Origin of the sequence: Mycobacterium sp., from assembly GCF_050701515.1 — a bacterium.
GTDB lineage: Bacteria > Actinomycetota > Actinomycetes > Mycobacteriales > Mycobacteriaceae > Mycobacterium.
The window spans coordinates 1-12,004 of record NZ_JBOGDB010000052.1; the positions used below are offsets into that span (position 1 = coordinate 1).

General features: G+C 65.2%; 13 protein-coding genes. 9 read left to right on the forward strand and 4 right to left on the reverse strand.

The annotated features are described in order from the left end of the window. Positions 1-274: 274 nt before the first annotated feature. The 6 genes from ACRDU5_RS04125 to ACRDU5_RS04150 all read left to right on the forward strand — a co-directional run bounded on the left by ACRDU5_RS04125 (position 275) and on the right by ACRDU5_RS04150 (position 5,883). Positions 275-802 carry a general stress protein gene (locus ACRDU5_RS04125; protein ID WP_526613029.1) on the forward strand — a complete coding sequence of 176 codons (528 nt, stop codon included), beginning with the start codon at positions 275-277 and terminating at the stop codon, positions 800-802. Between the two features lie 122 nt (positions 803-924). After that, on the forward strand, positions 925-2,322 hold the full coding sequence (locus ACRDU5_RS04130) for an ABC transporter substrate-binding protein (protein ID WP_526613030.1): 1,398 nt from the start codon (positions 925-927) through the stop codon (positions 2,320-2,322). Further along, positions 2,319-3,242 carry a carbohydrate ABC transporter permease gene (locus ACRDU5_RS04135; protein ID WP_526613032.1) on the forward strand — a complete coding sequence of 308 codons (924 nt, stop codon included), beginning with the start codon at positions 2,319-2,321 and terminating at the stop codon, positions 3,240-3,242. Before ACRDU5_RS04130 ends, ACRDU5_RS04135 begins: the two co-directional genes overlap by 4 nt. Before the next feature lies 1 nt (position 3,243). Next, the gene (locus tag ACRDU5_RS04140) at positions 3,244-4,080 is read left to right on the forward strand and encodes a carbohydrate ABC transporter permease (protein ID WP_526613033.1); all 837 of its coding nucleotides are present in this window, start codon (positions 3,244-3,246) and stop codon (positions 4,078-4,080) included. 4 nt (positions 4,081-4,084) lie between these two features. Continuing rightward, positions 4,085-5,293, forward strand: a complete 1,209-nt coding sequence (locus ACRDU5_RS04145; protein ID WP_526613035.1) for an ABC transporter ATP-binding protein — start codon at positions 4,085-4,087, stop codon at positions 5,291-5,293. After that, on the forward strand, positions 5,290-5,883 hold the full coding sequence (locus ACRDU5_RS04150) for a suppressor of fused domain protein (RefSeq protein WP_526613037.1): 594 nt from the start codon (positions 5,290-5,292) through the stop codon (positions 5,881-5,883). The genes ACRDU5_RS04145 and ACRDU5_RS04150 overlap by 4 nt, the downstream gene beginning before the upstream one ends. Here the strand turns inward: ACRDU5_RS04150 and corA are convergent. Further along, complete coding sequence (gene corA, locus ACRDU5_RS04155) at positions 5,880-6,980, reverse strand: magnesium/cobalt transporter CorA (RefSeq protein ID WP_526613038.1); 1,101 nt, start codon at positions 6,978-6,980, stop codon at positions 5,880-5,882. The genes ACRDU5_RS04150 and corA overlap by 4 nt on opposite strands. Positions 6,981-7,049: 69 nt before the next feature. Then, entirely contained in the window at positions 7,050-7,505 is a 456-nt protein-coding gene (locus tag ACRDU5_RS04160; RefSeq protein WP_526613040.1) for a 2,4'-dihydroxyacetophenone dioxygenase family protein, read from the reverse strand. Between the two features lie 75 nt (positions 7,506-7,580). Here ACRDU5_RS04160 and ACRDU5_RS04165 point away from each other — a divergent pair, with 75 nt between their 5' ends. The 3 genes from ACRDU5_RS04165 to ACRDU5_RS04175 are packed head-to-tail and all read left to right on the forward strand — an operon-like array spanning position 7,581 to position 10,645. Continuing rightward, entirely contained in the window at positions 7,581-8,570 is a 990-nt protein-coding gene (locus ACRDU5_RS04165; RefSeq protein ID WP_526613041.1) for a malate dehydrogenase, read from the forward strand. A 58-nt stretch (positions 8,571-8,628) separates the two neighbouring features. Then, the gene (locus ACRDU5_RS04170; protein WP_526613043.1) at positions 8,629-9,798 is read left to right on the forward strand and encodes an NAD(P)-dependent malic enzyme; all 1,170 of its coding nucleotides are present in this window, start codon (positions 8,629-8,631) and stop codon (positions 9,796-9,798) included. A gap of 7 nt (positions 9,799-9,805) precedes the next feature. Further along, positions 9,806-10,645 (forward strand): glycine betaine ABC transporter substrate-binding protein, encoded by an 840-nt coding sequence (locus tag ACRDU5_RS04175; protein WP_526613045.1) that lies wholly within the window; start codon positions 9,806-9,808, stop codon positions 10,643-10,645. Positions 10,646-10,732: 87 nt separating this feature from the next. Here ACRDU5_RS04175 and ACRDU5_RS04180 read toward each other — a convergent pair whose 3' ends face one another. Together ACRDU5_RS04180 and ACRDU5_RS04185 are read right to left on the reverse strand one after the other, a co-directional pair. Beyond that, positions 10,733-11,560 (reverse strand): SDR family NAD(P)-dependent oxidoreductase, encoded by an 828-nt coding sequence (locus ACRDU5_RS04180; RefSeq protein WP_526613046.1) that lies wholly within the window; start codon positions 11,558-11,560, stop codon positions 10,733-10,735. A 13-nt stretch (positions 11,561-11,573) separates the two neighbouring features. After that, a partial coding sequence (locus ACRDU5_RS04185) for an SDR family NAD(P)-dependent oxidoreductase (protein WP_526613047.1) occupies positions 11,574-12,004 on the reverse strand: 431 nt, incomplete at its 5' end.

Sequence of the window (12,004 nt, forward strand, 5' to 3'; positions counted from 1 at the left end):
GTACCCGGGCGCCTCGGCCGGCTGGTCCGGCGGCTGCTGTGACTGCTCGATTGGCGCCGCTTCGTAGCCGCCGGGTGACGGCTCCGACGACCCTGAGCCCGAGTCGGATTGTGGCGTTTCGGAGGAGTCCCCGCCCGGATTTGTCATGCTGTTCAACCTAGCGTATGTGCTGGTTATCCGTGGCTGCGTTGTCGCGGGGCACCAACGCGCCCGGCTACCCGTTGAGCTGGAGAGGCCAAGACAATCGTGGCGCGACAGAGGAGAATGAGAATCGATGACCAGTCCCTTCCAGCCCGGACCGAATCCCGGCGCGACACCCGGCGCCCCGACGGCGAGACGAGGTGGGCCGGCTAACTTGCCCACCCCGCCCAAGGGATGGCCGATCGGCTCGTATCCGACATACGCCGAGGCGCAGCGGGCGGTGGACCACCTCTCGGATCAAGAGTTTCCGGTGCAGCAGGTGACGATCGTCGGGGTGGACCTGATGCAGGTCGAGCGGGTCACCGGGCGGCTCAGCTGGCCCAAGGTGCTCGGCGGCGGGGTGCTCACCGGTGCCTGGCTCGGCCTGTTCATCGGGCTGATTCTGAGCTTCTTCAGCCCGAACCCGTGGAGTGCGCTGGTGACCGGCCTGATCGCCGGTGTGTTCTTCGGTCTGATCACCTCCGCGATCCCATATACGATGGCGCGCGGCACAAGAGATTTCAGCTCGACCATGCAGCTTGTCGCGGGTCGCTATGACGTGCTGTGCGACCCGCAGAACGCCGAGAAGGGTCGGGATCTGCTGGCGCGCTTGACCATCTAACCCCCAAATCTGGCGCCGCCGCAGGTCACTATTGCGACGCGCGGGCAGAAAGTGTTGCAAATCACGCGCAGCTGGCTCTACGGTTCTGGCGCGGGGGGTTCCCCACGGACGGGAGGCGGCTGGTGCGCGCACGTCGACTGTGTGCCGCGGCCTTGGCCGCGGTGACGACGGCCTCCGTGATGACGGCCTGCGGCTCGGACAGCGGCGGATTGGTAATCAGCTACTACACGCCGGCTAACGAGTCGGCGACCTTCACGGCCGTCGCCCAACGCTGCAACGAACAACTCGGCGGCCGCTTCCGGATCGAGCAGCGCGACCTGCCGAAGAGCGCCGACGAGCAACGGCTGCAATTGGCCCGACGACTCACCGGAAACGATGCATCGCTGGACGTCATGGCAATGGACGTGGTCTGGACCGCCGAGTTCGCGGAGGCCGGCTGGGTGGTACCGCTGTCGGAGGATCCGGGGGGTCAGGCCGAGGCCGACGCCACCTCCAACACGCTGCCCGGACCGCTCCAGACCGCGAAGTGGGAGGGCAAGCTGTACGCCTCACCCATTACTACGAACACCCAATTGCTTTGGTACCGAGCGGATTTGATGGATGAACCGCCGACCACATGGGACGACATGGTGGCCGAGGCGACGCGGTTGCATGCCGAGGGCGGGCCCAGCTGGATCGCGGTGCAGGGCAAGCAGTACGAGGGTCTGGTGGTGTGGTTCAACACGCTGCTGGAGAGCGCCGGCGGTCAGGTGTTGTCCGAGGACGGCGAGACCGTCACGTTGACCGACACACCCGAGCACCGCGCGGCCACCGTCACGGCGCTGACGATCATCAAAGACGTTGCCACCGCGCCGGGCGCCGACCCGTCGATCACCCAGACCGACGAAACCACCGCGCGCCTCGCGTTCGAGCAAGGCAAAGCGGCGCTGGAGGTCAATTGGCCCTACGTGCTGCCTTCGTTGTTGGAGAACGCGGTCAAGGGCGGGGTACCGTTCCTGCCGCTCAACAACGATCCCGCGCTGGCCGGCAGCATCAACGATGTCGGCACGTTCTCGCCGTCCGACGAACAGTTCAAGGCCGCATTCGACGCCAGCAAGAAGGTTTTCGGGTTCGCACCGTATCCGGGTGTGCAGCCGAGGCAGGCCGCCAACGTCACCCTTGGCGGCCTGAACCTTGCGGTGGCAAAAACGAGTCGACACAAGGCCGAGGCGTTCGAGGCGATCCGTTGTTTGCGCAATGTCGAGAATCAGCGCTACACCTCGGTGGAGGGCGGCCTGCCCGCGGTGCGGGCCTCGCTGTATGACGACCCGTCCTTCCAGGCCAAGTACCCGCAATACGAGATCATTCGCCAGCAGCTCACGAACGCCGCTGTCCGGCCTGCGACCCCGGTGTACCAATCGGTGTCGACCAGGATGTCGGTGACGCTGGCCCCCATCACCGACATCGATCCGGAGAAAACGGCCGACGAACTCGCCGAACAGGTGCAGAAGGCGATCGACGGTAAGGGGTTGATTCCGTGACCGCCATTGCCGAGCCAACGGCGTCGACTGCCGTCGGCCGGACCGAGGACACCCGCTCAGAACGCCGGCTGGCCTACCTGCTGATCGCGCCGGCCGTGATACTGATGCTGGCGGTCACTGCCTATCCCATCGGCTATGCGGTGTGGCTGAGCCTGCAGCGCTACAACCTCGCCGAACCCGAGGACACCGCATTCATCGGATTCGCCAATTACCAGACCGTGCTGACCGATCGGTACTGGTGGACGGCCTTCGTCGTGACGCTCGCCATCACCGTCATCTCGGTGGCCATCGAGTTCGTGCTCGGCATGGCACTGGCGCTGGTGATGCACCGGACCATCTTCGGCAAGGGCGTCGTGCGCACCGCGATCCTGATTCCGTACGGCATTGTCACCGTCGCCGCGTCCTACAGTTGGTATTACGCGTGGACGCCGGGCACCGGTTATCTGGCCAATCTGCTGCCAGAGGGCAGCGCGCCGCTGACCGAACAGCTGCCATCGCTGGCCATCGTGATCCTCGCCGAGGTGTGGAAAACCACCCCGTTCATGGCGCTGCTGTTGCTGGCCGGACTGGCACTGGTGCCGCAGGAACTGCTGAACGCCGCCCAAATCGACGGCGCGGGAGCGTGGAAGCGGCTGCTGCGGGTGATTATGCCGCTGATCAAACCGGCCATCCTGGTGGCTCTGCTGTTCCGCACCCTTGACGCCTTTCGGATCTTCGACAACATCTACATCCTCACCGGAGGGGCCAACAACACCGGCTCGGTGTCGATCCTCGGCTATGACAACCTGTTCAAGGCGTTCAACCTCGGCATCGGTTCGGCCATCAGCGTGCTGATCTTCCTGTCGGTGGCGATCATCGCCTTCATCTACATCAAGTTTTTCGGTGCGTCGGCCCCCGGATCCGACCAGGAGAGGCGCTGACGTGCCTGAACGGGTCAGTGCCAGGCGCGCGACGGGATGGATCGTCGTCGACATCCTGGTGGTCATTTACGCGCTGTTTCCAGTGCTGTGGATCCTGAGTTTGTCGCTCAAGTCGACCGCGACGGTCAAGGACGGCAAGCTGATTCCGTCGCAGGTGACGTTCGACAACTACAAGGGCATCTTCCAAGGCGAGGCATTCAGTTCGGCGCTGATCAACTCCATCGGCATCGGGTTGATCACGACACTGATCGCGGTGATTGTCGGGGGCATGGCCGCTTACGCCGTGGCCAGGCTGGCCTTTCCGGGCAAGCGACTGCTGGTCGGCGTTGCCTTGCTGATAGCCATGTTTCCTCAGATCTCGCTGGTGACACCGCTTTTCAACATCGAGCGACGGATCGGCCTGTTCGATACCTGGGCCGGTCTGATCATCCCGTACATCACTTTCGCGCTGCCGCTGGCCATCTACACGCTGTCTGCGTTCTTCCGGGAAATCCCTTGGGATTTGGAAAAGGCGGCCAAAATCGACGGCGCGACACCGGCTCAGGCGTTCCGCAAGGTGATCGCGCCGCTGGCGGCGCCGGGCATCGTCACAGCGGCAATCCTGGTGTTCATCTTCGCCTGGAACGACCTGCTGCTCGCGTTGTCGCTGACGGCCACCGAGCGCGCGATCACCGCGCCGGTGGCGATCGCCAACTTCACCGGCAGTTCGCAGTTCGAGGAGCCGACCGGATCAATTGCGGCCGGCGCCATGGTCATCACCATTCCGATCATCATCTTTGTTCTAATCTTCCAAAGACGGATTGTCGCTGGCTTGACGTCCGGCGCGGTAAAGGGGTAGTTCGATGGCCGAGATTGTGTTGGACCGGGTGACCAAGAGTTACCCCGACGGCGCCACGGCCGTAAAGGATCTTTCCGTCACCATCGCCGACGGCGAGTTCATCATCCTGGTCGGCCCGTCCGGCTGCGGAAAGTCCACGACCCTGAACATGATCGCCGGCCTGGAAGAGATCTCGTCCGGGGAGGTGCGGATCGGCGGCGAGCGGGTGAACGAGAAGGCGCCGAAGGACCGTGACATCGCGATGGTGTTCCAGTCCTACGCCCTCTACCCGCACATGAGCGTCCGGCAGAACATCGCCTTCCCGTTGACACTGGCGAAGGTGAAGAAAGCCGAAGTCGCGGCAAAGGTCGAGGAAACCGCGAAGATCCTCGACCTGACCGAATTTCTGGATCGCAAGCCCGCCCAGTTGTCGGGCGGTCAGCGTCAGCGGGTGGCCATGGGCCGCGCGATCGTCCGCGACCCCAAGGCGTTTCTGATGGACGAGCCGCTGTCGAATCTCGACGCCAAGCTGCGGGTGCAGATGCGGTCGGAGATCGCACGGTTGCAGAACCGGTTGGGAACCACCACGGTTTACGTGACGCACGATCAGACCGAGGCGATGACGCTGGGTGATCGAGTCGTGGTCTTGCGGGCCGGGGAGGCCCAGCAGATCGGAACGCCGGAGGAGCTCTACGGGAAGCCGGCAAATCTGTTCGTCGCGGGGTTCATCGGATCGCCCGCGATGAACTTCTTCCCGGCGACGATGACCGATGTCGGGGTCAAGCTGTCGTTCGGTGACGTCACGTTGACCCAAGAGGTGCATGACGTGCTGTCCCAGCACAACCCGCCGACCAACGTGATCGTCGGTATCCGACCGGAGCATCTCGAGGATGCTTCACTGATCGATACCTATCAGCGGCTCCGGGCGCTGACCTTCGAGGCGAAGGTCGAATTCGTCGAATCGCTAGGTGCGGACAAGTACGTCCACTTCACCACCGAGGGTGCCGGCGCGCATGCTGCGCAGCTGGCCGAGCTCGCCGCCGAATCGGGTGTCGGCGAAAACGAGTTCGTGGCAAGGGTTTCCACAGAGTCGAAGGCGAGGCCGGGTCAGACGGTGGAGCTGGCTTTCGACACCACCAAGCTGGCGATCTTCAACTCCGACACCGGTATGAATCTCACCATTCCGCCGGCGAACGGGGAGCGCGAAGAACCGAAGGCACCGTCCGCCGAGTGACCGATGTCCTCGCGGAGGTTCGCGCTCACCTGCGCGCGTACTTCGCCGGGGCCGGTATCACCGGCGATCCCGACTCAGCCAGCGTGACGTTCCTCGGCACCGAGCCCATCGGGGTACTGCGTTTCGGACCGGACGATGACGGGGTCCACCACTATGTGTCGCTGGGCTGCTCGCGGCATCCGATGACCGACCCCGCCGACATCGCCGCCGATCCGCTGCGCGGCCCCCGCGCGGAGGTGATGGTCTCGCTGCGCGGACCATCACCAACCGGGCTTGCCCGCAGTGTCGCGGTGCTGGGGGCCGCCCCCGCGGTGGAGGGCCTGGTGCTGGCACCCGACGCGCTGGTGGACCTGGAATCACCGCTATGGGACGGCGGGCCCTTTACCGCTTTCCTATTGGGCGACAGCGATATTGGTGATGTAAAGCTGCCAACGCCTCGTGAACCGGTCGCCGTGCTGTCGGCAACACCGATCACCGCCACCGAGGCGGCGTGGGTGCGGCTGAAGGGTGCCGAAGCGATGCGCAAGGCCTGGCTTACCGATCGCGTGGACGTGCTCGACCCAACGCGCCGAGCGTCCTCTCCCAATTAAAGCCAGTGATTGCGACGGAATGTGCGATACAACAGGAAGCAGATGCAGAACATCAGGCACAGCACCGCGGGATAGCCCCAGGTCCACTGCAACTCGGGCATGTGCTCGAAGTTCATCCCGTAGATGCCGGCCACCGCCGTCGGCACGGCGGCGATGGCGACCCAGGCCGAGATCTTGCGCATGTCGATGTTCTGCTGCATGGCGACCTTGCCGAGCGCGGCCTGCACCAGCGACGTCAGCATGTCGTCGTAGCTGGTGATCCGGTCGGACGCCTGGATGTTGTGGTCGAGCACGTCGCGCATGTAACGCCGAACCTCGATCGAGATCACGTCGTTGTGGTCGGAGAGGATCCGTTGCAGCTCCAGCGTCAACGGGTTGACGGCGCGGCGCAGTTCGACGACCTCCCGCTTGAGCAGGTAGATGCATTCGATGTTGGTGCGTGACCGCGGCGAGAAGATGTCCTCTTCCATCGTGTCGATGTCGGTCTCGACAAGGTCGGCCACATCGAGGTAGCTGTCCACCACATGGTCGGCGATCGCGTGCATGATCGCGTAGGGGCCCAGCTTGAGGATCGCGGGGGAGTTATCGATTCGCTTACGCACCCCAGCCAACTCACCGTGCTCGCCATGCCGGACCGTCACCACGAAGTCGGGCCCGACGAAGACCATGATCTCGCCCGTCTCAACGATCTCCCTCGCCTTGGTGACCGACTCGTGCTCGATGTAGTTCACGGTCTTGAGAACGAGGAAGAGCGTCTTGTCATAGCGTTCCAGCTTCGGCCGCTGGTGCGCGTGCACCGCGTCCTCGACGGCCAGCTCGTGCAGGGAGAACACATTGGCAACGGCCTGCATCTGGTGCTCGTCGGGCTCGTGCAGGCCGATCCACACGAAGGGGTCTTTGCCCGCTTGCTCCAGTTCGTGCACTTTGGAAAGTGCGGCGGCGTGGGTGTACTTGCCGGGCAGCCGCTTACCGTCGACATAGACGCCGCAGTCGACCATGGCGCGCGCAACCGGAATGTGAACGCCCTGTGCATCCGGGTGGGCATACTTGGCCCGCACGGGTCGAAGTGATGGAGGCAACGCGCGAAACGATGGCATCGGGTCAATCTCCCGTCGCAGCGCAGGTCTATTAGCCTCGGTCCATGCTACGCGTGCTGCCTGCGACGATCACCCGGTGAGGACGTTCGGCCGGGGCAGGCCTTCGGCTTCGCACAACATGAGATAGGCCGCCAGGGTGAGCGCCCCGTCGACGACGCTTTCGACATTGCCGTCGGCATCGAGGTTCAGGTTCGCCCCATAAATCTGGAACCAGACGTGGGTGTCGTCCTCGAGGACCTGCAGGGTGTGCACCGACCCGGCCGGCTCGTAGAGGAAGGAGCCGGCCCGGTTCACGTAGTCGTACTCCTTGTACTTCCACGCCCCCGACGTCGTATACGCGTAGACCGGCCCGGTGTGCTTGTGACGCTGTACCACGTAATTGGCCTGGAACACGTTCTCCACGATCCAGAGGCCCTCGGCCTCCTTCACCTGAATCACCTTCAGTTTCGAGCCGTCGCCGATGTCGACGAACGGCAGCTCGTCGGCTCCGAAGTGAACGGCCTTCGGCACCGCAACCGTGGTCATTGGGGCCCCTCTCGTCGATTGATCTCAGTGCGCTAGTTTCGTCGCGAACCATTGTCTTCCCAAGGAGCACGTGACGTGAGCGCAACTCCCCTCAAAGTCGCCGTCACCGGCGCCGCCGGTCAGATCGGCTACAGCCTGCTGTTCCGCTTGGCCAGTGGCTCCCTGCTCGGCCCGGACCGTCCGATCGAGCTGCGGCTGCTCGAGATCGAGCCCGCGCTGAAGGCGCTCGAGGGTGTGGTGATGGAGCTCGACGACTGCGCGTTCCCGTTGCTGGCAGGTGTGGAGATCGGCGCCGATGCGACCAAGATCTTCGACGGGGTGAACCTGGCCCTGCTCGTCGGCGCCCGTCCTCGCGGTCCTGGGATGGAGCGCAGCGACCTGCTCGAGGCCAACGGCGCGATCTTCACCGCCCAGGGCAAGGCGCTGAATTCGGTTGCCGCCGACGACGTCCGAATCGGCGTCACCGGCAATCCGGCCAACACCAACGCGCTGATCGCGATGACCAACGCGCCCGACATCCCGCGCGAGCGGTTCTCCGCGCTGACCCGCCTCGACCACAACCGGGCGTTCTCGCAGCTGGCCCGCAAGACCGGTGCCGCGGTCACCGACATCAAGAAGATGACGATCTGGGGTAACCACTCGGCGACCCAGTACCCCGACATCTTCCACGCCGAGGTCGGCGGCAAGAACGCGGCCGAGGTCGTCAACGACCAGGACTGGATCGAGAGCGACTTCATCCCGACCGTCGCCAAGCGTGGCGCGGCGATCATCGACGCGCGCGGTGCGTCCTCGGCCGCCTCGGCCGCGTCGGCGACCACCGATGCCGCCCGCGACTGGCTGCTGGGTACCCCCAAGGGGGACTGGGTGTCGATGGCGGTCCTCTCCGACGGTTCGTATGGCGTGCCCGAGGGTCTGATCTCCTCGTTCCCGGTGACGACCAAGGACGGCAACTGGACGATCGTGGGTGGCCTGGAGATCGACGACTTCTCCCGCGGCCGGATCGACAAGACGACCGCCGAGCTGGCCGACGAGCGGAAGGCGGTCACCGAGCTCGGCCTGATCTGAACGCGGTCCGCCCAGCCCGTCGGCGGTTTCGATAATTAGGCCCGCTACCCTTAGGTCCGTGTCCGATAGGCCAGAAAGCCCGCAGATCGTCATCGGCGACGAGGAGATCTTCGAGGCGCACGTGGGCGGGAAGATTTCGGTGGAGCTGAAGTCCCCGCTGGACACTCAGCGCGCGCTGTCGATCGCCTACACCCCGGGCGTCGCGCAGGTCAGCCGCGCCATCGCCGCCGACCACACCCTGGCCGCCCGCTACACCTGGGCGAGCCGGCTGGTGGCCGTCGTCAGCGACGGCAGCGCGGTACTCGGGCTTGGCGACATCGGCGCGGCGGCAGCACTGCCGGTCATGGAGGGCAAGAGCGCGCTGTTCAAGGAATTCGGCGGCCTGGACTCGATCCCGATCGTGTTGGACACCAAGGATTCCGACGAGATCGTCGAAACCCTGGTGCGGCTGCGGCCCACGTTCGGCGCCGTCAGCCTCGAGGACATCTCGGCGCCACGCTGCTTCGAGATCGAACGGCGCGCCATCGAGGCGCTGGACTGCCCGGTCATGCACGACGACCAGCACGGCACCGCGATCGTCGTGCTCGCCGCGCTGCTGGGCGCGTCGAAGGTTCTCGACCGGGACATGACCGCGCTGCGGGTGGTGATCTCCGGTGCCGGGGCCGCCGGGGTGGCCTGCGCGAATATCCTGCTGGCCAAGGGCATCAGCGACATCACCGTGCTGGACTCGCAGGGCATCGTGCACACCGAACGGGAGAACCTCAACCCGATCAAGGCCGAATTGGCGCAGCGCACCAATCCTTCCGGGCGCACCGGCGGTTTGGTGGAGGCGCTCGACAAGGCCGATGTTTTCCTCGGGGTGTCGGCGGGTGTGGTTCCAGAAGACCTCATTGCCACGATGGCGCCCGACGCAATCGTCTTCGCGCTGTCGAACCCGGACCCGGAGATTCATCCCGACCTGGCGGCCAAGCACGCGGCGGTGGTCGCGACCGGCCGCAGCGACTTCCCGAACCAGATCAACAATGTGCTCGCGTTCCCCGGGGTGTTCCGCGGCGCGCTGGATGTCGGCGCCCGCCGGATCACCCAGGAGATGAAGCTGGCCGCCGCCGATGCGATCTTCTCGGTGGTGGGCGACGATCTGGCCGCCGACCGGATCGTGCCGAGTGCCCTGGACCCGCGGGTCGGGCCCGCCGTGGCCGAGGCCGTCGCGGCGGCCGCGAACGTCTGATCGGCCCATGGTTGTCCGCCGACTGGCCATTGCGCTGGTCGCAATCGCGCTCGCCGGCTGCGGTGGCCCGACCGGGGGGCCGTCGATCACCGTCGGATCGGGTGACGACGCCGAATCGGCGCTGGTCGCCCACCTGTACGCGGCGGCGCTGCGGTCCTACGGCACCGAAGCACATGTCGGGTCGGCGCCCGACCCGTTGACCGAGATGGACTCCGGGGCGATCCGGGTGGTGCCCGGGTTCACCGGCCGACTGCTGGAGCGGTTCCAGCCGGATGCGACCGCACGCGCGGACGCGCAGGTGTACCGCGCGCTGGCTTCGGCGCTGCCCGAAGGGATCGCTGCCGGCGACTACACCGCCTCCGCGGAGGACAAACCCGCGCTTGCCGTCACCGAGGCCACCGTCGACGCCTGGGGTGGGCGGGATGTGGCGGCGCTCTTGCGAAACTGCGACAAGCTGAAGGTCGGCCGGGTCGCTGGTGTCCCTCGACCGGCCGCTGTCGGGTTGTGCGAGATGAAGCCACGCGAATTTCCCGACGACGCAACGTTATTCGCCGCGCTGCGGGTTGGGCAGATCAACGCGGCGTGGACGACAACGGCCGACCCGAACATCCCGTCGGAGCTCGTGGTGTTGTCCGACAAGACGTCGTTGATCCGGGCCGAGAATCTGGTGCCGCTGTATCGCCGCAACGAGTTGTCCGAGCGGCAGGTGTTGGCGCTCAACGAGATCGCCGGTGTGCTGGACACCGCCGCGTTGGCCCGGATGCGGCGCCAGGTGGCCGACGGAGCCGACCCGGCCGCGGTTGCCGACGCGTTTCTGGCCGAACACCCGCTGGGGACCAGCCGCTAACCCTCTTTCCGCGAGCGTGCGTGTTTGAAGCCGACACGCCGTTCCAGCGCGGCATTCTGCGCACGCTCGCGGGCGGTCGAGCGTGCGCTACCTCGTGGGCGGCAGCAGACGTTTGTTCATTTGGATGAACAGTCGTTGATATCCCGAGCCGGTCACTCGCACGATCAAATCGAAGATCTTGGCGTCCGGCCCCACCAGCACTCTGGCCTTGTTCTTGGCGACCGCCTTCAGGATGATCTTGGCGGCGCGCTGCGGGCTGGTGATCGCCGCCTTGTCGAAGGTCGCAACGGCAGAGTTCTTGTCGACACCGTCGGCGGCGGTCTTGTTGCGGGCGATCGACGTCTTGATGTAGCCGGGATGCACGGACGTCACCTTCACCAGATGACCTGCCAGCCTCATCTCCTGGCGCAGTGCTTCGGTGAACCCCCGCACGGCGAACTTGGCGGCGTTGTATGACGCCTGACCTGGCACTCCGAACAAACCGAACATGCTGGAGATGTTGACGACATGGCCGTCGCCGGACGCGATCAGGTGTGGCAGGAACGCCTTGGTGTCGTTGACGACGCCCCAGAAGTCGATATCGAAAACCCGCTCGAAGTCCTTGAACGACGTGACCTCGACATCGCCCAGGAACGTGATGCCGGCGTTGTTGTAGATCTGGTTGACCGTGCCGAAATGCTCGTTGACCGCGTCGGCGTAGGCGAGAAATGCCTCCCGTTCGGTGACGTCAAGGCGATCCGCTTTGACTTCCGCACCCAGTTCGCGGATCTGCCGCTCGGTGTCCGCTAGTCCCTCGGCATCGATATCGCTAATCGCCAGTTGTGCACCGCGCCTTGCCAACTCGGTTGCGAGCGCCTGCCCGATGCCCGAACCGGCACCGGTGACCACGGCGACCTTCTGCTGAAACACATCCATGGCGTCTCCCGATTCACTGCGATGCGGGCATGACTCGCGACGTCACCGCAGCGAACAGCCGCTGATAGCCAGAACCGGTGAGGCGCACGAGGATGTCCAGCACCTTGGCGTCCGGACCCACCAGCACGCGGGCCTTGTTCTTGCGGACGCCGTCGAGGATGATCCGCGCGGCCTTCTGTGGCGAGGTCTTGGCCAGCTTGTCGAACATCGGCGCTAGCTCCTCCTTGTCCAGGCCTTCCACGGTCTCCATGTTGCGGGCGATCGCCGTCTTGATGCCGCCGGGATGCACCGTCGTCACCTTCACCGGATGGCCGGCGACGATCATCTCCTGGCGCAGCGCCTCGGTGAACCCGCGCACGGCGAACTTGGCCGCGTTGTAGGCAGCCTGGCCGGGCGCCGCGAACAGCCCGAAAACGCTGGAGATGTTGACAATGTGCCCGTCGC

Bases quoted from the DNA above. Each gene is read 5' to 3' on its own strand.
- ACRDU5_RS04125 (WP_526613029.1), top strand. From the start codon at position 275: ATGACCAGTCCCTTCCAGCCCGGACCGAATCCCGGCGCGACACCCGGC.
- ACRDU5_RS04145 (WP_526613035.1), top strand. From the start codon at position 4,085: ATGGCCGAGATTGTGTTGGACCGGGTGACCAAGAGTTACCCCGACGGC.
- corA (WP_526613038.1), bottom strand. From the start codon at position 6,980: ATGCCATCGTTTCGCGCGTTGCCTCCATCACTTCGACCCGTGCGGGCC.
- ACRDU5_RS04160 (WP_526613040.1), bottom strand. From the start codon at position 7,505: ATGACCACGGTTGCGGTGCCGAAGGCCGTTCACTTCGGAGCCGACGAG.
- ACRDU5_RS04175 (WP_526613045.1), top strand. From the start codon at position 9,806: ATGGTTGTCCGCCGACTGGCCATTGCGCTGGTCGCAATCGCGCTCGCC.
- ACRDU5_RS04180 (WP_526613046.1), bottom strand. From the start codon at position 11,560: ATGGATGTGTTTCAGCAGAAGGTCGCCGTGGTCACCGGTGCCGGTTCG.